Below are 20,244 nucleotides of genomic sequence, written 5' to 3'. Positions count from 1 at the left end.
TGACCAGCCAGACGGATGCCCGTGGCACCGTCACCGCTCTCGCCTATGACCAGATGGACCGGCTGACCCTGAAGACGGCAACGGCACTGGGTGGCAGCGCGGTGACGCTGACCCAGAACACCTACGACCAGGCGGCGGCCGGCTATCACAATATCGGCCAGCTGACGACCTCGACAAACCCTGCCGCCACTCAAGGCAACAAGTATGACGGCTTTGGCAAGGTCGCGCGCCAGGACGCCACCATCGGCACGCTGACCCACACCACGACCAGCGTGCGCGATGCATCTGGCCAGACGCTGCGCACGCAGTACCTGCCGGTGCAGCTCGACTTCGGCACGCTGGCTGCCCCGCTGCAATATACGGCCGGCAACAAGCTGCTCTCGGCTTCAGGCTTCATCACCTCGACTGTGTATGAGGCCGACGGCCAGACCAAGTCGATCGCGTATGCCAACGGCGTCACGACAAGCTTCATTTATTCGCCCACCCGCCGCTGGCTGACCCGTGTCACCACGGCAAAGGGCGCCACAGTCCTGCTCGACGACCAATATGCCCGCGATCTGCTCGGCCGCATCACCGGCACGACCGGGCTGACGGCTTCGGACAGCTGGACCTATGTCTACGACAATGCCGACCGCCTGACATCGAGCAACAATCTCGGCGACAACACGCTCGACGAGACGTTTGTCTATGCCGCCAATGACAATCTGACCTCGCGCACCCGGGTTGCCGGCACGTACGTCTATCCCGCGGCGAGTGCTGCCCGTCCGCATGCGCCAACAGCGGTCGGCGCCAAGGCGCTCACCTATGACGCCAACGGCAACATGACCGCCGACGGCACCCGGACGCTGACCTGGGACGAGGCCAACCGGCTGAAGACCGTCACCCAGGCCGCCAATACCGTTTCTCTCTCCTACGGCCCGGACGGTGCACGCAGCAAAAAAAGCTCGTCCTTCGCCACCACGCTCTATCCGGACGCTTCGGTCGAGATCAATCCGGCGATACCTGGAGCAGAAATCTACACCCGCTATCCCCATCCCGACGTCAAGGTGACCGGCGCGACAAAAGCCTTCCTGCATCGCGATCACCTGGCCTCGGTCCGCATGGTCACCGATGCCTCAGGCGCCATCGCCGAGCAGACCAACTACGCCAGCTATGGCGAGCGCCTCAACTCCGGCTTCCAGACGCAAAAGTCCTATATCGGCGAACGCTTCGATCCCGAGACCGGGCTGCTGTATCTCAATGCCAGGTACATGGATCCCGTGCTGGGGAGATTCATTCCCAAAGACCTGGAGGGAGGGGCCAGATGCCAAGAACAAAACCTCGCCGTGACCAGGAGAGCGCAATGATCTTGGCAATCAAGCTCGCTTCGATCCTGCTTTTTGTGCTGGCCACAGGCAGCCTGTCCAAGGCGGAGAACGCCGACGGAGTGAACCCGGCTGCCTTCGTCCGGACCTTGGTCAATGCAGCCAACGGGCAGGCGGATTTTGCTCGCGTAAAGCTCGCGGTCGACAGGTTCGTTGATCCGTCGATCAACGAAGAGGCCGCTCTCGGCGAGATCGACGCAATGGTCGTCACTGTCAACAAGATGCTCGGCAGTCTGCCTCCTGAAGCGGCTTCTACCAGCATGGAGAAGATGAAAGCGCTCCGCACCTTTCTCTACGAGGGTGGCTGGTGGAACAATGGCAGGCCGTTTGAATATGATCTCTCTGATCCGTACGGCCAAACTCCCGGTTCGCAGTCGCTGCCAAACTACCTCGCGACCAGGAAGGGCAATTGCGTCTCGATGCCGACCTTGTTTCTCATTCTGGGCAAGCGGCTCGGGCTCAATGTGACGCTGTCGACAGCGCCGCTGCACGTCTTCGTCAAATACATCGACGACGCGACAGGCAAGACCTGGAACCTCGAGACCACCAGCGGCGCTGGTTTTACGCGAGACGCGTGGTATCGGCAAAAGGTGCTGATGACCGACGAGGCCATTGCCAATGGCGTCTACCTCAAGACACTTTCGCAGCGCGAGGCAGTGTCAGTCCTATCAACGCCGGTCCTCGACAACCTTATCGCCACCGGGCGCTACGACGAGGCCGTCGCAGTCGCTGACGTGCTGATCGAAGCCTATCCAGCCAATGCCTATACGCTGGTGAAGAAGGGCACGGCCTACTACCGGCTGCTCGAGACCAACATCATCCAGAAATATCCGAAGCAGAGCGACATTCCGGCCGACCGGATCGCCTACGCAAACGAACTCTATCGGGCCAATCGAGAAGCCTTCGCCAGAGCCGAAGCGCTCGGCTGGCGCGAGCCGAAGCTGAATTGACCTTAAGATACGAATTTACGGGCAAGGGGGATTTTGGATGACCAGATCGAACAGCAGCAGCATAATTCAACGGGTGCTAGCGGTTATGCTGGCTTTCGTAATGGTCGTTCCAGGGACTTACGCTTCCCAGGCGTCAGCAGCGTCCGGATTCCAGATTCAACTCCACAGGACGAGCGCCAATGCCCAGCCTGCCCGTTTCATCTCGCCCGACGACTGGAACCCGACGCTGCCTGGTGTCGGAACCAATCGATATGCCTACGCTCAAAACGATCCGATTAACAAATCCGATCAGAATGGGCACAACGGTTTGGCAGTTCAAGCGGGCATCTGGGGAGGGAGAGCCCTGTTGGCGATGGCCTGCGCAGCAGGCGGCTGCGAAGTTGCTGCAGGGATAGCGCTAGCGGCAGCCGTTGTCGCAGTTGGTGTGCTGGCAGTTAATGCTATTTCGTCTGAGGAAGAGCCGAAGGATAAAGATGTCGACGCCCCGGCACCAAGAATTGCCACCGGAAACCCAGATGTTGATTCAGTCTTTGGAGGAGCAAAAGCAGCTGATGATGGGGAAAAGGGATATGTAGTTACGGGAGACCCCAGCACGTTTGCGGATAAGTTAAAAAACATTCCCGGCGCGATCCAAAATCCGACCAACGTCGGAGGTACGACAACAACACTGCCCGATGGCACAAAGGTCGACACTTACCCGGAGCGGAGAACCACCGGAAAACCTGGATTTGCAATCACGAAGCCAGGTCAAAAAAAGGCTGAGATCAAAGGGTCATTCGTGGATGGGACAAAAGAGAAGACCGAAAAAGACACTAAATCCGATACTGACGGCGGTAACTCGGATAAGACGTCATCGGACGATACGGCTAGATAGGTGAATTAAGATGGGCTTTTTTCAAAAGAAAATGGAAGCATTCTTATTGGATTCGGCTAGGGCGCACTTTGATAAAAATGGAATTAAGTTGATTCAGTTCGATGAAGCTAACGATATTCGTGTAGATGAGTTGTTTTCGAGCTATCCATTGGGAGAAGGTTATCTATGCCTACCCAAAGCAGATTGGGTGAATACACCAATTCCATACGATCCTCTTTTCCACGACGAGAATTTTATGAACGGAGATTCTCTCGAATCTATCGTTGAAAGGCATGTATTGTCGACTTTTTCAAACAGAAAGTTTATCATGTCTGGCAGGCCGGATGTATTCCTCGCAATTGAATTTGGTGAATTTAAGTACGATATTCTTCGGGAAATTCAGTCTGGGCACATGACAACTCCACTCATTCTATTCGATGACAAAAAGAATAAAGGTATTTTTTTTGAATACGACCTTGAGATAAATACTTATTCAAGAGAGTCAAGTCTGAAAGAAGAAGTACTCGGCGGGATTCCTGACGATATTTGGATAAGGTACTTTAATGATAATTTTTTATCTGGCATATCCTATAACAAGCATCATCTGGACGTAATAAATAATTACTATAGGCCCGTAATCCCCGGACTGAAGAAATTTCAGTGAAATCTTAGAGTTGGCCCTTGTCCGGGCGAGGGTGCTGACTAACGACATCCTAAACCTTGTTCCGAGCAAAGCCGCGATCTTCCGCGAGTGACTGGATCGTTAGACTAGTATTCTGACGGGGGTATCTGCAGAAGCGTCCGACTCTCAAACCATTCCTCCAGGCTGGCACCTGACGCACCGGTAGGATATGCCGCGCGTCTCGCAGCGACTAAAACCAACCATTGGTCGCGCCTAAAAATCATCGTCACCAACCCTGTGGATAGATCCGGAATAACGCGGGCAATTCCAGCGTCCATCCCCAAGAAGCTCTAGACTAAGAACCTAGGGGAATCGGGCGGATGTCGATCAATCTGAGTAATTGCGTCGTGTTGTGCATGCTGCTCGCATGCGCAGGCTGCACGTCACCGTCGGGCAAGGATTTTTTCACCGAAACCGTTGATAGCCTGCATGCAAAGAACTCGCCGCTGCGAGCGGGATATAACGCTTCCCATCCCTTAACTGCAGCGGGCGAGGCCCAACGCTTTTCCGGTGCACAGTATCAGGGCTCCGGCAATTTCGTGTCGTCTGGTGCGCCAATCGCCCAAGTGACGGCCGATGGTTCCGGCCAATTCGAGCTCAATCTGGTCAACGCACCTGTCGCGCAAGCGGCGAAAGCCGTGCTCGGCGACGCGCTGCATCTCAACTACATCGTCGATCCGCGCGTGCAGGGGACGGTGACGCTGCAGACGTCGCAACCTGTATCGCAGGATGCACTGGTCGATATCCTGGAATCCGCACTTGCCGTAAACAATGCCGGTATCACCAAGCGCGCAGGCACGTACCAGATCGTTCCGCTGTCCGACATCATGTCCAGCACGCCGTCGGTCAGCGTGCCGTCGGTTTCGCGTTCCGGCCCCGGCATCAAGGTGCAGGTGTTGCAGTTGCAATATATCGCAGCTGACGAGATGAAGACCATTCTCGAGCCGATCACCCGACAAGGCTCGGTACTCAGGGTCGATTCCACCCGCAACCTGATCACGGTCGCAGGCTACAACAGCGACCTCGACGCAATTCGCGAAGCGGTTTCGGTGTTCGATGTCGACTGGATGCGCGGCATGTCGGTCGCGCTTCATCCCCTGAAAACCTCAAAGCCTGAAGCAGTTGCCTCAGAGCTCGATTCGATCTTCGGCACCAAGAACGGCCCTGGCGCCAAGATCATCCAGTTCATTCCCAACGATAGGCTGAATTCGGTGCTGGTGATCACCTCGCGTCCCGCCTATCTCAGCCGCGCCGCGGTGTGGATTGGCAAGCTCGACAAGCTGGCCGAGACCAATGAAGACCAGCTGTTCGTCTATGAAATCCAGAACCGCCCGGCCAAGGAACTGGCTGCCGTGCTGAGCTCCGTGCTCGGCACTTCGGTCAAAACCGAGGGCGAGATGGCCGGCGCGAACGTCTCGCCCGACATGACGCCGATCGCCTTGCAATCGGATGGCGTGACGCCTGTGCCGTTGACGGGCCCGTCGCCCTCGCTCGTTTTGGCGCCAGACGAACAGTCTCCCACCCACGCCAAGGTCGTTGCCGATGTCGAGAACAATGCGCTGCTGATACAGACCACGGCACGAGACTATGATCGCATCCAGCAGATCCTGTCCAAGCTCGACATCCTGCCGACGCAAGTCATGCTGGAGGCGGTGATCGCCGAGGTGACGCTGAACGACGAGCTGAAGTTCGGCCTGCGCTGGTTCTTCGAGAACAATGGTATGAAGATCTCGCTGTCCGACGTGGCCAGCGGTTTCACCGGCGCAACCTTCCCCGGTTTTGGCTGGACCTACGCGACCGACAACATCCAGGTTACGCTGAACGCACTCGCCAGCATCACCGACGTCAATGTAATTTCGGCGCCGACCATCATGGCGCTCAACAACCAGAAGGCAATCCTGCAGGTTGGCGATCAGGTGCCGATCATCACGCAGCAGGCTGTGGGAACATCGACCGCCGACGCGCCGATCGTCAATTCGGTCGAGATGAAGGATACTGGCGTCATACTCACGGTCACGCCACGCATCAATAATGCCGGCCGTGTCATGCTCGATATCCAGCAGGAAGTCAGCAACGTCACCAAGACGACCAGCTCTGGCATCGATTCGCCAACCATCCAGCAGCGGAAGATCCAGACCCGCGTGCTGGTCAATGACGGCGAGAGCCTGGCGCTCGGCGGTCTCATTCAGGAGCGTAATAATGTCGATCGCGGCCAGGTGCCGATCCTCGGCGACATCCCGATCATCGGCAACGCCTTCAAGCACAAGAGCGACAGCGTCGGGCGAACCGAGCTGATCATTTTCATTCGACCGCGCGTTATCCGCGACATTAGCGAGGCCCGCCAGGTCACGGATGAATTCCGCGGCAAGATCAGCCTTCAGACGCCGATCCAGCAGCGCCGCGGCGGAACCCGCCTGCAACAGAATCTAAAACGACTGAAATACTGATGGGCGCCCACTTGTCTGTCGTGCTGATTGCGACGATCGCGGTGGCGGCAATCCTCGTCGCCATTTCAGTCGCGGATTTCCGAAGGCTGATTATTCCCGATGAACTCAATCTGGCGTTGGCCGGCACGGGCCTTGGCTTCCAAGCTGCGACACAACCAGATCAAGTCCCGAGCCAAATCCTGTTCGCTGTTGGAACCTTGTCCGCTGTCTGGCTCATCCGGCATGGTCATTTCGCAATTACCGGCCGGATCGGTCTTGGGCTCGGTGACGTCAAAATGCTTGCCGCCGCCGCATGCTGGATCAACCCGCTGCTGCTGCCGGTCTTGCTGTTCATAGCAAGCGCAAGCGCGCTGCTGTTCATCGGTGGTCAGGTGGTCGCGGTGGGTCCAGCGGCCGCGCGGGTGCGCGTCCCCTTCGGTCCGTTCATCGCAACGGGCCTTGGCTGCTGCTGGGCGCTGGAACAATTTGCAGGTTGGAACATGGGATCACTCCAATGACGTCTCTCCATTTCATTCGACCAAGCAGGAAACACCGTCGTGAACGCGAAAATTATGAAAGCGGTTTTACGCTCGTCGAGCTTCTGGTCGTGCTTGCCATCATCGCGCTGATCGCCACGCTGGCTGCCCCGCAGGTCCTGCGCTATCTCGGCTCGGCTAGAACCAACGCGGCCAAGGCACAAATTCGAAACATCGAGAGCGCGCTCGAGCTCTACTATGTCGACAACGCAAAATATCCGACCGCCGAGGAAGGCCTGTCGGCGCTGGTCGCGGCGCCTGCCGGCGAAGAGCGCTGGAACGGGCCTTATCTCAAGGGAACCACCGGGCTGAACGATCCCTGGGGGAAACCTTATTCCTACGAGGTGAAAGACGATGCGGGCGGTGTCTTGATCCGCACCTTCGGCCGCGACGGCAAGCCCGACGGCAGCGGCGAGGATCAGGACATCACCAATTGACCAGGCGCTCCGGATTGGAGATCGTCAGTTCATGGGCTCTGCTTGGGTATCAGCCAAATCGAGCCGCGCAAAACCTGCGGATGAGTAGGTCGCGCCGTCCCGATCGACCGAGATCGTGAACCGCACGGCGGCCGGCAGGCGGCGCTGGGCGCTCCAGCTGTCCGACCACAAAGATGCTCCTGTCGAAGTGTCGAGATATTCGAATCTTATGGCGGTCACGCCGGCAATCAGTCGGACGGATTGGTTCTCGTCTGACTTGCTGTTTTCGCTGCCGCGCCGTGGTTTTTGGACGATGGTCAGGATGTGGCCAGATTGATCCTCGTTCCCAAGGGAGACTGCGATTTCCCGCAGTGCCGAAGACCTGAAGCCGATCGCTTGAATGCCGTTGAATTCAATCCTGTCCGGTTCGCCGCTGAGATAGATTACATTGTCCGGCGACGATTTTGATAGCGGCAGCGGCTCTGCATGACTGATTGCCGTTTCAAGAAACCGCGAGGCAGCATCGACCTCCATCTGCATCTCGGTTGCCTTCTCGATGCGCATCATCGTGCGGGCTTGCCCGAGGAAAACAATCATCAGCGAGGAAATCACGGCGACCAGAGCGAGCCCAACCAGCACGTCGATCAGTGCAAATCCCTCGACCGATACCGATGACTTGCGAGTTCCGCCCGGGGAGCGCAATTCGAAGCTGGGTTTGAAGCAGAAAAACCGTGGGAGCCGCTGTCCGCAACTATCCGATGAGCGGCTCATTGTGAGTCCGTATCCTGCCCGGGAACAAACGTCAGAAACGGCTCGCCGCGCCCGGCACCAGCGGCGCCGGTTCTCTCAATGATAATCGCAGTTAGTTTCGCCTTGGATACCTCAATCGTGCGGGTTCTTAGACTCCATCCGGGCTGCGTGGTATCAGAGCCACTTGAGGTGGATCCGAGACCAGCTTGGTAATCGGCCAGCATCGCACGTACTGCGCGAGCGACTTCGACCTGCGCCTTGGCAACCGCGATGCTGCGGCTGGCCATCACGATCGACTGGCTCGCAATGCCGAGAACAAGCGCCAAGATCGTCATCGCGACGATCATCTCCAGGATCGAAAAACCGTCTTCACCGGAGGGAGGGTTTGCCTGCGAGATCATGGCAGTCTCCGCCGCGTCGCGAGCCCGGTCAGCCAGTTTACCTCGATGCGAGCGGTCTGGCCTTTTCGCTGCAGGTCGATGTCCAGCCCGGAAGCGCTGCCATCCGGGAGGAATGTCAATGTCGCCTGCTGATCCGCAGCGACGGTTTCCAGCCCGGTCGTCACGGTCATCGCGACGTCTTCGGGCAGGACGAACGTGTCTCGCCCATCGAAACGGATCGCGCCGGCACCAGGATCGATGATGATCTGTTTCGGCCTGGCGGTGGCGATCGCCGATGTGCGCGACAAACGCAGTCGCGTGGTGATCTCGCTCGTCAAAGTCTCCAGGTTCTTGGTTCGATAATTTCTGGCGATGCCTGGCGCTGCAATGGCCGCGACGACAGCCATGATCGCCAGGATCACCAGCATCTCGACCAGAGTGAAACCGGCTGTCACGTGCTCTCGTGGGCAGGTTTGAGGCGCGCTCGTCATTTCAGCGCCAGATCGTTGATGCTGAGGATCGTCGTCATCACCGAAATGACCAAGCTGCCGACGAGAAAGCCGAGCGAAATCGTCAAGGCTGGCGTCAGCAATTTCAAAACAGTGTCGATCCGCCGTGTCAACGTGGCCTGGAGCATCTTTCCGGCACGATCCAGCACGACGGGAAGCGCGTTGGCGTCTTCGCCCAGTGAAATCAGCGACATCGTCGCGTTGTCGAAAATGCCAGACTTGACGATTGCGCTATGAAGGCGGGCGCCATTGGCTACGTCGTCTCCAATCGCGGTAAAACTTGCCCATAGTGAACTTTGCCGAGAGACGTTCGCCGACAGGCCAAGCGCTTCGGTCATTGCCACCCCGTTGCCGAGAAGGAGGGACAAAGTCTCAAGATAGCGCGCTATCACCGTGTCCTTAACCAGCGAACCGATCAACGGAATTCTCAGCAGCCAGCGCGAGAACAACGCCTTCGCCCCCGCTGACCTCGAAAGAAAGAGATAGAAGAGCAAAGCAGCGGTTGCGGCGAGCGGGAACACGAAGGGGTAGTCGGTGAAAACGATTCCGAGCCCGGAAAGCAGCTTCATGGTGAACGGTTTTGCCGCTGACGAGCCTTCGAATATCGGCTCGAGCGCGGGCACGAGCACAGTCGCCAGAACGACAAGCGCCCCGCTCATGACCACCAGCAGAAAGGCGGGGTAAGTCAGCGCTTCGACGATCGCTGCACGACGCTTTGCCTTTGCTTCGAATGTATCGGCCAGCCTTTGGCAGATGAATGCCATCTTGCCGCTGCGTTCGCCGCTGGCGAGCAAGGCCGCAACGTCGGATGTGATCCCCGGCAGGCTGGCAAAGGCCTCCGCAATCGGGCGACCGCCGGTCGTGAGGTCGAGCACGGACTGCAATTGCTGGCGCCGGGTATGATTGCCTTCGCCGGAAATCACCGCGCTCAAGGCGCGATCGACGGTGAAACCCGCGTTCAAGAGCACCGAAAGCTCGGAGAAGAGACGGCCGAGATCGACCCGTCGTGTAAATGTCAGCGCGCCGCGTCCCGGCAGCCGAACGAATTGCTTTGCTCTGCCTACGGGAGCGAGATGATAGGACCGGCGTCCCTGTTGCGCCAATTTGCGCGCAGCATCCTGCTTGGTCGACGCGTCGAGAACGCCAGTTTCCCTGCTGCCGTCGACCAGATAGGCGCGATAGGCAAAGGCCGGCATCAGCCGCCTCCGTTGAGGTCGATGACACGCCGGACTTCTTCCATTGTCGTCACTCGCGACTGCGCGAGCGCCTTTGCGTGGACCGCCATCGGAACGAGATCGTCTTCCGCTGCTACTCTGCCGATCTCCATTTCGCCGGCGCCCTGGTCGATAAGCTCGGCGATACGCGGCGACACCTGCAGCATCTCGTAGGTCACGGTGCGGCCGCTGTAGCCGGAACCATTGCAGCTTCGGCAGGCCGAGCCTGTTTGGTCTGTTCCATGGCAAGTCGGGCAGACGCGGCGCAGCAACCTTTGCGCGATGACCCCTCGGATCGTCGCGCCGAGCAGATAGCCATCGATGCCCATATCGCGAAGGCGGGTCAGCGCGCCGGCCGCACTGTTCGTATGCAGCGTCGAAAACACCAGATGGCCGGTCAAAGCCGCCTGGACCGCGACCTGCGCCGTCTCACGGTCACGGATTTCGCCAAGCAGGATGATGTCGGGATCCTGCCGCAGGATCGAACGAAGGGCTGCTGCAAAGTCGAGATCGATCGCCGGATTGACCTGCAACTGCGTAATGCCCGCCATCCGGTATTCGACCGGGTCTTCAACCGTGAAAATCTTCACGTCCGGTCGGGACCGCTCGGCAAGGATCGAATAAAGCGTCGTCGTCTTGCCGCTGCCGGTCGGCCCGGTGATCAGCACGATGCCGTTGGCGGATTGCGACATGCTTCTGATCTTGGCTTGCGCGGCGTCGTCGAAGCCGAGTTTTGCCAGCCGCAACTCGACGCCGGCGCGGTCGAGAATCCTGAGCACGATCGCCTCGCCATAAATGGAGGGAATGACCGAAACACGAAGGTCGATATCCCGGCCACGCACCGCAATGCGCATCCGTCCATCCTGCGGCAGCCGCCGTTCCGCTATGTTGAGCCGCGACAGGATTTTAATGCGCGTCGAAATGCCGGACAGCATGGCGGCGGGTGCGGTATCGACGGTGGACAGCATGCCGTCATGCCTGAAGCGGATGCGGACGTGATCCTCGAGTGGTTCGATATGGATGTCGGTGGCTCTCGCGTCGACCGCCTTGTGGATGGTGTCGGCGACAAAGCGGACGATCGGCGCCTCGCGGGCAAAATCCTTCAACCGTTCGAGATCATCAGGGCCGAAATCTGATGAGGCTGCACTGTCTTGATCAGATGACACAGCTCCCCTGGCGGACTGCTCGATCCGGTCGATGCATTCGGTAATCACCCGCCTTGGCAGTACTCTGAGGGCCGGTATCCGCTCATAGTGAAAGGCCAGCGCATCGATCATCGCCGACGAGAACGGATCGGCGACGGCGACAACCAGCCGCTCGGCGTCCATCTCGAGCGGAAGAATGGCGTTCTCGCGCAGGTAGATCAGCGGAACGCCTGAGAACAGCTCGGGATTGAACTGCTCCGGAATGTCTACAGGTGACGGTAGGTTCATGAAGCGGCTGAGGCTGCCGGCAAGCTCCTGTTCGCCGATCAGCCCGAGTTCGGTCATCACCGTATCGAACGGGTGCCCCGATGTCGTCGACGCACCCAAGGCGCGTTTGGCCGCGTGGGGGGTGAGCACTTTCTCGCTTTCGAGAAAAGCGAGAAATGCCTCGACGCCGGAGGTTCGGGCAGCCGCGTTCATGACGCAAATCCCCTCAGGATCTGTGCTGCCTCAGTCCCGAAAAGCGCGACGCAATTTCCAGAGGATGTCGTCGCTGCCAAGTCCGGGATTTCCGCAACGGGACTTCCTGAAAGACGCCGGAAGCCTGCCGCGCTGGCCGGGAATTTCTCGATGACAAACCCGGCCTGACCTGTAATTCCCGATCCATCTCGCCTCGCTGTGACTTCGACGGAATAGGTTGAGGCCTCGGTGGCCCCTTGCGTGATCGAAAGGCCACTTCCGGACGCGCCGGCAACGACGGTTCGCAGCCGGCTCGGAGCATGATCGAGGCTGAGCGTGCCGCGCTTCGAAAAAACCGTGAAGACATCATGGAGATCATGCAGCGGTGTCGTAGCAAGCGCGGAAAACTCCTGCAATTCGGAGACGGATTCGAACGGCGCCTGCTTGTTTTGAGCTGGTCCGACGGCGGTTGCAGGCTCATCCTGCGCGGCGAAAGCATTGATGCTGCCCCGGAATTGGATAGCGGCTTCGGCCAGTTCTTCGGACGTCTGCTGATTGAAACCGAGCGAGGCAAACCCCAGCGACAACAGGTCTGCATCCGCGGCATTGAGATCGATCAGCCCGCTATGGTCCTGTATCCGGACATCGAAGGTGAATTCCCCCGACCTGCAAGCTGCCGGCGTGGAGTCCGGCGGCAGCTTTTCCGTCGCAAAACCGTCGGCCAACTCGCTCGAAACCACATTGGCCAGGCCTTCGGCAAGCAGCGACAGCCTTTCCTGCTCGACCTCGTTGTTGGCGATCATCAACCGTGTTTTTGCCGTCACGGCAAAGGGAACGACGATGGCCGAGACGATCAGCATGAAGACCAGCACCGCGACGAGCGAAAACCCCGCACTGCCGCTTTCGTTTTCAGAGCGTCCCGCGGTCATTGGCCAACACTCCCGACAGGTTGGCCATCCTGGACTGAAGGATAAAGCGAGATACGGGTGATCTTGCCGTCCCGCTCCAGCACAGCCTCATCTTTGTCGATCGTCGAAACGGTCCAGCCATCGACAGTCTCGCCATTGCCGTACCAAAGAGCGATATCGCCTCCCGCGATCCGCAGCAGGGCCTTAGCGGTCCCGCCGTGAATGCTGATCCCCAGAAGCGATGGCGCAACTATTGGCGCAAGATTCTGCGGCGGTGGCTGCTCGACCGCTACGGAGGCGACTTCGACTGCCGGCGGCTGTACCGGCTCGGGCACTGATTTTCTGCGCGTCGGGCTGAACAGCGGCCGTTCGAAGGTCTCGCTGAAATCAACGGCGTCCGGAATCTGAAGTGACCCTCCGGGGGCGGACATCATTCCTCCGTCGCGCCCCTTTGCCGAAGCGATCGGTGCAATATCGACCGGCGTATCGTAGAGCGCGACATTGACCGCGACGAGGCCGGCAATCATCGCCGTTAGGGCCAAAGCCGTGAATTTTTCGATCATGGTTTTGCCCCACCAGTAGGGGGCGTCGCCTTGGTTTGCAAAGCGCCGTAAAAAACGACCTCGGCGGAAAGCTCCGGATCTCCCGTTCGGCCGGCCGCTGGTCCGATATCATTCGCTCGCAAGGTGGCTTCGCGAATGAACAGCACCGGAAGCGAGGTTTCGATCGCCAAAATGGCATTGTGGACACCTTCCAGGGGGCCTGAAAAATTTGCCCGCAGCCCGATGAAGTCCACGCCCGCTTCGCTGAGCGCCGGCGCGTTGCCGGCCGAGAGCACCGTCACCCCATTCGAAGCCGCAATCGCATTCAGCTTGGTCTGAAGCCCACCGCGAATGACCGCCTCGCTTTCCCCGGTCAGAAATTCAGAATTTGTCGCTGCGGCCGGGTCTAATGCCGCTGCACTGTCAAGGCGTTTTGCGAGTGCTGCCACGGCCTGCAACTGGCCGAGCATCTCCCGTTTTTCCTCGATCCCGGCCTTTGCCGAGGAGATGCTGTCAAATGCCATGAACACCACCCAGCCGGCGATGCAGATCACCGCTGCCGCTATGGTTAGGGCGACCAGGCGACGGACTATCGGCCGTGCGTTGAGGATTGAGGAGAGCATCGCTAGAGCGTTCCGATCTTTGCGGAGATGGTGAAGCGCTCGCCGTCCTGGCCCGGTATCTTGACCACGGGCGCCGCGAACTCCGGCATTGAAAACAGCGGCGATTCATCCAGCGGTTCGATCAGTTCGGCGGCGGATGTCGAAAACCCGGTGATGGTCAGATCGCCGCCTTTGGCCGACAGGTCGGTCAGCCAGGTTGTGTCGGAAAGCAGGTGCGTCAGTTCGGTCCAGACGCGAACCATTGAGGCAGAAGTCTTTTTCTCGTTCCGGATCCTTTCGACCTGTTCGATGTTTACCTGGCGTTTCTGCAGCGACGATCGCGCCGCCTTGGCCTGCACCTGAGCATCGGCGATTTGCGCGTCCAGCTCCGTGCCGGCCTGCCAATAACGCCATTGCGCATGGCCAAATGTGAAAAGTGCTGTGCCAAACAAGACCGAACACGCCGCCATCCAGGCGGTTCTTTTGCGACGGTCGCGTTTTGTCGGTGGCCAAATAGCAGCCAAGCTTAACTGATCGGCCTGGCGCGCCCGGTCTGCATCCGTAACAGACAGTGAGCCAACGGTTCCGCCGGCACGGCGAACAGCTTCCAGAACGGCCGCTAGCGTCTTGGTCTTCACGACGTGGTAGGAACAGTCTAGGTTAGAGTCCTCCGCAAAGACAATATGCACCTGCGCCGGGTCGATTGGCGTTGAGGCCAGCAGGTCGAGCTCGGCCATGCTTCTCGCTTGCCGAAGCGGCAGTCGTCTCGTCCCCAGTTGCCGCGTCAGGAACAACCCGCGCTGGATGCTGATATCGAAGGTCGGCTGCTTTCGCCGAATTCCAGTCTGGAGAAGTGCGGAGATCTCGTCTGCCAACGCGTTCGGCGCCAATGGGATTGATTGAAATTCGGGGGCATTTGCCTCGCGCACGCGGATGCCATCGTCGGCTATGCTGACTATCCAGTTGCCACTGTAAGATCGCTTTTGCTCAGGACTAACATGCGTCCAGACCCCTCGCAGCTCATCGAGCCACCAGTCGAAGAAATCCAGGAATTGCTCGTTGAGTGTTGCCAAGACCAGTCGCCCGCCACCCCAGCTGATTCTCGGCCGAGGTTTTCTGACAAAGACTACAGTTACTGGTGTAACGCGGATATCAGAGAGAACGCGGAGGGCGGACTAGCCACAACTTTGTGGCGGAAACCTGAGGTGCCGATCGTTATTGAGGATTTGTTGGTGATGACGGGGGGATGCTCCGGGATTCCGTAGGTGATCCCCGTCCGTGGCAACGACGCGCGAAGCGTCTTGTAAAAACATGCCCGGTTCAGTAGGAGCGGATAAAATCCTCGCCCGCGCCATTGGGCAGCGGTGTCAGCTTGGCCAGCGCCTGTGTCGCCGGATTGCCCTCGTTCTCGAAGCGGGTCTTGGCATAGGCGCCGGTGATGCTCTGCGAGACCTGGTAGGGCCGGCAGAACGGATCGTAGGTGAAGGTCTTGATCAGGCCGTTGAAGTCGGTCTTTGTCGCCGGCAGCCCGCAGAGTGCGTTGTAGGTGGCGGTCGAAACGAAGCGGGTGTCGGCGCTCTGGCCGCCGGTGGCAAAATAGCGGGGACTGCGCTGCGTTATGGGATAAAGGTGATAGGTGTCCCCGGTCGATGTGGTGAAGCCGCAAGACTGAGGCCTCGGCTGACTTTCTGAACGTCATTTTGTCTATTATAAGTCACCCTCCGGGATAACCTGTCACAGAAATTACCGTGTCTCACCTATGGGGTGCAGTCTAGCACTGTCACCGTAATTCTTCGCGTTTGTGACAGCACAAGCCGCAGGATACTACCTGTAATCATAATCCAACAAACCCACGAAATTACTTGAATGCCGCAATGAGCCATCCCAACAGCCGCGTTAATTATATATAATCTACTCGCCACCAGATACTTTTAGTAACTCTTTCACTTTTTCCAAAGTTATAGGGCCATTCAAAACGGCACTTGCAAGAGTAAATATGACGTCATTTATCCAATCTTCGTTCTTTTCCTCGTATTGAATGTCTTCCCGCAATTCGATTGCGTCGGCCCACGCTTCAAGTTCTTCAGAGCTCAGCTTTCCATCTATGTATCGCTCTAAAATGTCAGACACATCATCGCGGGTAAGGATATACGGAAGTCCATCGTAATCCCACTCAAATTCTCTTAACATATCGATGAACAGCGATGGAGCGCCCCCGTCTAAATGGACGAGTCTGTTTACAATGTCGATCCGCCTACCGTCTTCAGACTTTCTACTCACCGGTTGGAACCTCTGGTTTTTTTGATTGCGCTGCATCGGAGCCGGACGCGGCCTTTTTCGCTTCTGACATTTTTTCAAGCTTGTCTTTGTCTGAGATAAGGTTTCCGTAAGGGTCGAACACTTTTTTGCTAAACTTAGCCGATTTGCCGTCAGGCGTCACGACCTTCTCGTAAGTCGCGTACGAACCGGGGACCTTCCCGGGAGATACAGTATTGAAAGTCGCGTTGCCCGTACTTGGGTCTATTAATACGGACATATTATTTTTCGAATTCGATACCGCCTTGCCGACAAATTCTTTTAGACTTTTTCGCTGTGCAACTGTCAAACTAGGTGCCCTTTCAAGCAATCCATAGTTTTGGCCCTCCAGGTTACGCCTGCAGTCGCAAGCAATTTTCCACCTCCCGCCGCAACATCATCGAAGGCAAAGGGCGTTGTTATTGCAGCATTGTTAGCAACATCTGCATAAGGGTCAAAAGAAGCGGCTAGGTCAAAGACGGGACCCGCAACCATGTTCGCTCCAGAGACGAGTGAATTAAGCGCTTCATCAACATAGGCATTGCCGGTGTCGACCGGCCCAATTCCACCCGGACCCCAGTAGCCCGGATTGCCTTCGGCATGCCCATTTGCATCACTCTTATTGACGGGATCATTCTGGGCATAAGCATATCGGTTCGTCCCGACGCCCGGCTTGATCGGATCCCAGTCATCCGGCGAGATGAACCGCCCCAGCACGGGATCCATGTACCGGGCATTGAGAGAGCAGGCCGGTCTCGGGATCGAAGCGCTCGCCGATGTAGCTCTTTTGCGTCTGGAAGCCGGTGTTGAGGCGCTCGCCATAGCTGGCATAGTTGGTCTGCTCGACGATGGCGCCTGAGGCATCGGTGACCATGCGCACCGAGGCCAGGTGATCGCGGTGCAGGAAGGCCTTTGTGGCGCCGGTCACCTTGACGTCGGCATGGGGATAGCGGGTGTAGATCTCCGCCCCCGGTGTCGCCGGATCGATCTCGACGGAGGCGTCGGGATAGAGCGTGGTGGCGAAAGACGAGGCTTTTTTGGCTCGCGCACCGTCCGGGCCGTAGGAGAGAGAAACGGTGTTGGCGGCCTGGGTGACGGTCTTCAGCCGGTTGGCCTCGTCCCAGGCGAGCGTCCGGGTGCCGTCCGCGGTCATGTTGCCATTGGCGTCATATGCGAGCGTCTTGGCGCCGACCGCTGTTGGAGCATGCGGACGAGCTGCGCTCGCCGCGGGATAGACATAGGTCCCGGCAACACGCGTGCGCGAGGTCAGATTGTCGTTGGCGGCATAGACGAAAGTCTCGTCGAGCGTGTTGTTGCCGAGATTGTCGCTCGAAGTCAGCCGGTCGGCCTTGTCGTAGCCATAGGTCCAGCTGTCTGAAGCCGTCAGCCCGGTCGTGCCGGTGATGCGGCCGATGAGATCACGGGCATACTGGTCGTCGAGCAGGACCGTCGCGCCTTTTGCCGTGGTGACGCGGGTGAGCCAGCGCCGGGTCGGCGAATAAATGAAGGACGTCTTTACGCCGTTAGCATAGGTGATCTCTTTCGTCTGGCCGTCGGCCTCGTAGATGGTCGAGGTGATGAAGCCTGAAGCCGAGAGCAGCTTGTTGGCGGCGGTGTATTGCAGCGGGGCGGCCGCCGTGCCGAAGTCGAGCTGCACCGGCAGGTACTGGGTGCGCAGCGTCTGGCCGGAGGCATCGCGCACGCTGGTCGTGGTGTGGGTCAGCGTGCCCAGCGTGACGTCCTGGCGCGCGGGTTTGCCGAAGCCGTCATATTTGGTGGCCTGCGTTGCCGCAGGGTTGGTGGAGGTGGTGAGCTGGCCGATATTGTAGAAGCCCGCCGCCGCCTGATCGTAGGTGTTCTGCGTCAGCGTCACCGCACTGCCGCCCGACGGGGTCGCCGTCTTCAGGGTCAGCCGGTCCATCTGGTCGTAGGCCAGGGCGGTGACGGTGCTGCGGGCATCGGTCTGGCTGGTCAGCCGGTTGGCGACGTCATAGACATAGGACCAGCTGCCGAGATCGGGATCCGTTGCGGAAAGCCGGTTGCCGACCATGTCATAGCTGTAGGACCAGTTCGAGCCGCCGGGATCGCTGACCCCGGTCAGCCGGCCAAGCACATCGTAGCTGCGGCCCTCCGTCAGATTGAGCCCGCCGAGATCGCGCACGATCTGCACGACATCGCCGCGCGTCGACGACACGCTCTTCGACTGGCGCGTGGTCGTCGCATTGATCTGGTCGGTCTGGGTGACGGCGTAAAGCCGCGGATTGGTGCCGCTGCCGCCGTCGAGGCTGTGGGCAAAAATCGTCTGGCTGGCATCGGCATAGACCGTCTTTACCAGCCGGTCGTTCCAGTCGTAGGAGTTGGTCGTCCACTGCGCGGTGTCGCCGACGAATCTTGGGAAAGCGGTGCGCAAGACATTGCCGCGCTCCCGCCGCCGTCTCTCCGGGCGCCGATACGCCGGCAGGTTCTGTGACATTCTTTTGGATTGCGGGTCGCTACCAACGTTCTTCCGAGGCGGCGATGCCGCCGCCAGGAGCCGGTCGGGCCGATGCATGATCCTGATCTGGCGCGATCCGCGGTGCAGACGCAGCTATCAACCGAAGAAACGGGGGCGGTCGCTTGGCACTGAATTGGATTGGCAGCTTGCGCCGCCAAAAAAAAGCTCTGTGCTCTTGACAGCGGTTCACCGTAATTCCATTAGATTTAAGTTTCGATACCCAAGAATTTCTTTGCGCTAAGGTAGACCATTCCATCGTCAAGTATGCCTGTTTCGATTGAGCGCTTAATGCTTGTCGCATCCTTCATATTTTCGAGGAATGGCAACACAAGCGTGGAGACAATCTCTGACATACTGGAATCCCTCTCACGATCTGTTAACGTTGTACCTTCGAGATCAAGCACAGTCTGGATTTTACGTTGATGCTGTGGAAATGCCGAATCGAGTCTGATCCTTATAGGACACTTGTGCTCCTTTGGAGTAGGCAATCCGTCAATAATCATTCCATCTGGAACACAGCACAGATTAAGATAGAATTTCAGCCCAAAATTTGACTTTTGCAAATCAACAACTTGCAGAGCGCCTGTCTCACGACGATACCAAGAGGAATATTTCTTAGAGAATCCCTTAGAAGCGAGGTCTCTATTCAACAAAGATTCTAAACCTTTTTTATCCATGGCTAGTCTCGCTTATATGTTTCTACAATGCCCTGCCACACGCCGCCAAGCATTTGTTCCAGCTCTCTCGCGTAACCCTCCACCTGCTTAGTACCGCGTTTTATGGCATTGGGATTATCAGGCTTTAACTCCTTTACAACCTGGGTAGCTTTATTGACCGCATCTGCACGTTTGCCACTGTCAAGGGTCACCTCTCTCTTAAACCCTGGACCTGGATCCCAATCTGTGTGCGCTTTGCGCCCTGCTACTGTAGCAAGTGTTTCGCCTTTTTTTGCTGTGAATTCAGCTGCTTCTTTTGCAACAAACGCCTCCGCACCGTCTTTAAATGCGGTCTTTGCGCCGAATATTCCAGCCCCAACTAGCACGCCGGCCCTGACTGGCAGGCCGCCTGGCACAATTGCGAAAACACCATCTTCCGGGTCGGCTCTTCCAGAGCTGCTTAGCTTACGCTGACGATCCACTTCGTTAGCCAGGTCCGGACTTAGACGTTCGTGGGGATCATAGGCGTGAGGATCATAAAAATCTCGATCTGCCCTTATTGATCGAGCTCGTTCTTCAAGCTCTTTGGCCTTTGCCTCTGCTGCCTGTGCCGCCGCTCTGTCCTGAGCCGCCTGCCCAGCGATGCCCGTTGCATGCCCATTTTGATCGCTCTTGTTGACGGGGTCATTCTGGGCATAAGCATACCGATTGGTGCCGACCCCGGGCAGCGTCGGGTCCCAATCATCGGGCGAGATGAACCTTCCGAGCACGGGATCCATGTATCGTGCATTGAGGTAGAGCAGGCCTGTCTCGGGATCGAAGCGTTCGCCGATATAGGACTTCTGCGTCTGGAAGCCGGTATTGAGACGCTCGCCGTAGCTGGCGTAGTTGGTCTGCTCGGCGATGGCGCCGGTGGCGTCGGTGACCAGGCGCACCGAGGCCAGGTGGTCGCGATGCATGAAGGCTTTTGTGGCACCCGTCACCTTGACGTCGGGATGGGGATAGCGGGTGTAGATCTCCGCTCCGGGTGTCGCCGGATCGATCTCGACGGAAGCGTCGGGAT

The 20,244-nt window shown here is 58.2% G+C and carries 22 protein-coding genes; 7 read left to right on the top strand and 15 right to left on the bottom strand.

Annotation, left to right across the window (positions count from 1 at the left end; translation table 11 throughout):
- The 7 genes from NKH16_RS33040 to gspG all read left to right on the top strand — a co-directional run.
- A partial coding sequence (locus tag NKH16_RS33040) for an RHS repeat protein (protein ID WP_352903654.1) occupies nucleotides 1-1,346 on the top strand: 1,346 nt, incomplete at its 5' end.
- A complete protein-coding gene (locus tag NKH16_RS33035; protein WP_352903653.1) occupies nucleotides 1,343-2,314 on the top strand; it encodes a transglutaminase family protein in 972 nt (323 codons plus the stop codon). The genes NKH16_RS33040 and NKH16_RS33035, both read left to right, overlap by 4 nt.
- Nucleotides 2,315-2,351: 37 nt before the next feature.
- The gene (locus NKH16_RS33030; RefSeq protein ID WP_352903651.1) at nucleotides 2,352-3,188 is read left to right on the top strand and encodes an RHS repeat-associated core domain-containing protein; all 837 of its coding nucleotides are present in this window, start codon (nucleotides 2,352-2,354) and stop codon (nucleotides 3,186-3,188) included.
- Between the two features lie 10 nt (nucleotides 3,189-3,198).
- Nucleotides 3,199-3,831 carry a hypothetical protein gene (locus NKH16_RS33025; protein ID WP_352903649.1) on the top strand — a complete coding sequence of 211 codons (633 nt, stop codon included), beginning with the start codon at nucleotides 3,199-3,201 and terminating at the stop codon, nucleotides 3,829-3,831.
- A gap of 338 nt (nucleotides 3,832-4,169) precedes the next feature.
- Entirely contained in the window at nucleotides 4,170-6,296 is a 2,127-nt protein-coding gene (gspD, locus tag NKH16_RS33020; RefSeq protein WP_352903647.1) for a type II secretion system secretin GspD, read from the top strand.
- Entirely contained in the window at nucleotides 6,296-6,793 is a 498-nt protein-coding gene (locus tag NKH16_RS33015; RefSeq protein ID WP_352903645.1) for a prepilin peptidase, read from the top strand. Before gspD ends, NKH16_RS33015 begins: the two co-directional genes overlap by 1 nt.
- The gene (gspG, locus tag NKH16_RS33010) at nucleotides 6,790-7,248 is read left to right on the top strand and encodes a type II secretion system major pseudopilin GspG (RefSeq protein WP_352903643.1); all 459 of its coding nucleotides are present in this window, start codon (nucleotides 6,790-6,792) and stop codon (nucleotides 7,246-7,248) included. The genes NKH16_RS33015 and gspG overlap by 4 nt, the downstream gene beginning before the upstream one ends.
- A gap of 24 nt (nucleotides 7,249-7,272) precedes the next feature.
- On the opposite strand, the gene NKH16_RS33005 is transcribed toward gspG, so the two are convergent.
- From NKH16_RS33005 to NKH16_RS32935, 15 genes are all read right to left on the bottom strand, one after another.
- Nucleotides 7,273-7,866 (bottom strand): type II secretion system protein GspJ, encoded by a 594-nt coding sequence (locus tag NKH16_RS33005; protein ID WP_352903641.1) that lies wholly within the window; start codon nucleotides 7,864-7,866, stop codon nucleotides 7,273-7,275.
- A gap of 128 nt (nucleotides 7,867-7,994) precedes the next feature.
- Nucleotides 7,995-8,378, bottom strand: a complete 384-nt coding sequence (locus NKH16_RS33000; protein WP_352903639.1) for a PulJ/GspJ family protein — start codon at nucleotides 8,376-8,378, stop codon at nucleotides 7,995-7,997.
- A complete protein-coding gene (locus NKH16_RS32995) occupies nucleotides 8,375-8,812 on the bottom strand; it encodes a GspH/FimT family pseudopilin (protein WP_352903638.1) in 438 nt (145 codons plus the stop codon). Before NKH16_RS32995 ends, NKH16_RS33000 begins: the two co-directional genes overlap by 4 nt.
- A gap of 32 nt (nucleotides 8,813-8,844) precedes the next feature.
- Nucleotides 8,845-10,062, bottom strand: a complete 1,218-nt coding sequence (locus tag NKH16_RS32990) for a type II secretion system F family protein (protein WP_352903636.1) — start codon at nucleotides 10,060-10,062, stop codon at nucleotides 8,845-8,847.
- Nucleotides 10,062-11,705: a GspE/PulE family protein gene (locus NKH16_RS32985; protein WP_352903634.1), complete on the bottom strand. Its 1,644-nt coding sequence runs from the start codon at nucleotides 11,703-11,705 to the stop codon at nucleotides 10,062-10,064. The genes NKH16_RS32990 and NKH16_RS32985 overlap by 1 nt, the downstream gene beginning before the upstream one ends.
- Entirely contained in the window at nucleotides 11,702-12,613 is a 912-nt protein-coding gene (locus NKH16_RS32980) for a hypothetical protein (RefSeq protein ID WP_352903632.1), read from the bottom strand. The genes NKH16_RS32985 and NKH16_RS32980 overlap by 4 nt, the downstream gene beginning before the upstream one ends.
- A complete protein-coding gene (locus tag NKH16_RS32975; protein ID WP_352453739.1) occupies nucleotides 12,610-13,119 on the bottom strand; it encodes a hypothetical protein in 510 nt (169 codons plus the stop codon). Before NKH16_RS32975 ends, NKH16_RS32980 begins: the two co-directional genes overlap by 4 nt.
- 32 nt (nucleotides 13,120-13,151) lie before the next feature.
- Nucleotides 13,152-13,757, bottom strand: a complete 606-nt coding sequence (gene gspM, locus NKH16_RS32970; protein WP_352903630.1) for a type II secretion system protein GspM — start codon at nucleotides 13,755-13,757, stop codon at nucleotides 13,152-13,154.
- A gap of 2 nt (nucleotides 13,758-13,759) precedes the next feature.
- On the bottom strand, nucleotides 13,760-14,809 hold the full coding sequence (locus NKH16_RS32965) for a PilN domain-containing protein (protein WP_352903628.1): 1,050 nt from the start codon (nucleotides 14,807-14,809) through the stop codon (nucleotides 13,760-13,762).
- A gap of 838 nt (nucleotides 14,810-15,647) precedes the next feature.
- Complete coding sequence (locus tag NKH16_RS32960; RefSeq protein ID WP_352903626.1) at nucleotides 15,648-16,016, bottom strand: hypothetical protein; 369 nt, start codon at nucleotides 16,014-16,016, stop codon at nucleotides 15,648-15,650.
- Nucleotides 16,009-16,341: a hypothetical protein gene (locus NKH16_RS32955; protein WP_352903624.1), complete on the bottom strand. Its 333-nt coding sequence runs from the start codon at nucleotides 16,339-16,341 to the stop codon at nucleotides 16,009-16,011. Before NKH16_RS32955 ends, NKH16_RS32960 begins: the two co-directional genes overlap by 8 nt.
- A complete protein-coding gene (locus NKH16_RS32950) occupies nucleotides 16,338-16,757 on the bottom strand; it encodes an RHS repeat-associated core domain-containing protein (protein ID WP_352903622.1) in 420 nt (139 codons plus the stop codon). The genes NKH16_RS32955 and NKH16_RS32950 overlap by 4 nt, the downstream gene beginning before the upstream one ends.
- Nucleotides 16,720-18,441: a hypothetical protein gene (locus NKH16_RS32945; protein WP_352903621.1), complete on the bottom strand. Its 1,722-nt coding sequence runs from the start codon at nucleotides 18,439-18,441 to the stop codon at nucleotides 16,720-16,722. Before NKH16_RS32945 ends, NKH16_RS32950 begins: the two co-directional genes overlap by 38 nt.
- 290 nt (nucleotides 18,442-18,731) lie before the next feature.
- Nucleotides 18,732-19,202, bottom strand: coding sequence for a DUF4304 domain-containing protein (locus NKH16_RS32940; protein ID WP_352903619.1), 471 nt, complete (start codon nucleotides 19,200-19,202; stop codon nucleotides 18,732-18,734).
- A gap of 2 nt (nucleotides 19,203-19,204) precedes the next feature.
- The coding region (locus tag NKH16_RS32935) for an RHS repeat-associated core domain-containing protein (RefSeq protein WP_352903617.1) at nucleotides 19,205-20,244 on the bottom strand (1,040 nt) is incomplete at its 5' end.

The sequence above is a fragment of the Mesorhizobium sp. M1307 genome (genome assembly GCF_040318155.1).
GTDB lineage: Bacteria > Pseudomonadota > Alphaproteobacteria > Rhizobiales > Rhizobiaceae > Mesorhizobium.
This window is presented reverse-complemented; position numbering and strand designations above follow the sequence as displayed.

Excerpts from the sequence above, each read along its gene's own strand:
- NKH16_RS33035 (WP_352903653.1), top strand. The coding sequence starts at position 1,343 with ATGATCTTGGCAATCAAGCTCGCTTCGATCCTGCTTTTTGTGCTGGCC.
- NKH16_RS33030 (WP_352903651.1), top strand. The coding sequence starts at position 2,352 with ATGACCAGATCGAACAGCAGCAGCATAATTCAACGGGTGCTAGCGGTT.
- NKH16_RS33025 (WP_352903649.1), top strand. The coding sequence starts at position 3,199 with ATGGGCTTTTTTCAAAAGAAAATGGAAGCATTCTTATTGGATTCGGCT.
- gspD (WP_352903647.1), top strand. The coding sequence starts at position 4,170 with ATGTCGATCAATCTGAGTAATTGCGTCGTGTTGTGCATGCTGCTCGCA.
- NKH16_RS33015 (WP_352903645.1), top strand. The coding sequence starts at position 6,296 with ATGGGCGCCCACTTGTCTGTCGTGCTGATTGCGACGATCGCGGTGGCG.
- gspG (WP_352903643.1), top strand. The coding sequence starts at position 6,790 with ATGACGTCTCTCCATTTCATTCGACCAAGCAGGAAACACCGTCGTGAA.
- NKH16_RS33000 (WP_352903639.1), bottom strand. The coding sequence starts at position 8,378 with ATGATCTCGCAGGCAAACCCTCCCTCCGGTGAAGACGGTTTTTCGATC.
- NKH16_RS32990 (WP_352903636.1), bottom strand. The coding sequence starts at position 10,062 with ATGCCGGCCTTTGCCTATCGCGCCTATCTGGTCGACGGCAGCAGGGAA.
- NKH16_RS32985 (WP_352903634.1), bottom strand. The coding sequence starts at position 11,705 with ATGAACGCGGCTGCCCGAACCTCCGGCGTCGAGGCATTTCTCGCTTTT.
- NKH16_RS32980 (WP_352903632.1), bottom strand. The coding sequence starts at position 12,613 with ATGACCGCGGGACGCTCTGAAAACGAAAGCGGCAGTGCGGGGTTTTCG.
- NKH16_RS32975 (WP_352453739.1), bottom strand. The coding sequence starts at position 13,119 with ATGATTGCCGGCCTCGTCGCGGTCAATGTCGCGCTCTACGATACGCCG.
- gspM (WP_352903630.1), bottom strand. The coding sequence starts at position 13,757 with ATGCTCTCCTCAATCCTCAACGCACGGCCGATAGTCCGTCGCCTGGTC.
- NKH16_RS32950 (WP_352903622.1), bottom strand. The coding sequence starts at position 16,757 with ATGGATCCCGTGCTGGGGCGGTTCATCTCGCCGGATGACTGGGATCCG.
- NKH16_RS32940 (WP_352903619.1), bottom strand. The coding sequence starts at position 19,202 with ATGGATAAAAAAGGTTTAGAATCTTTGTTGAATAGAGACCTCGCTTCT.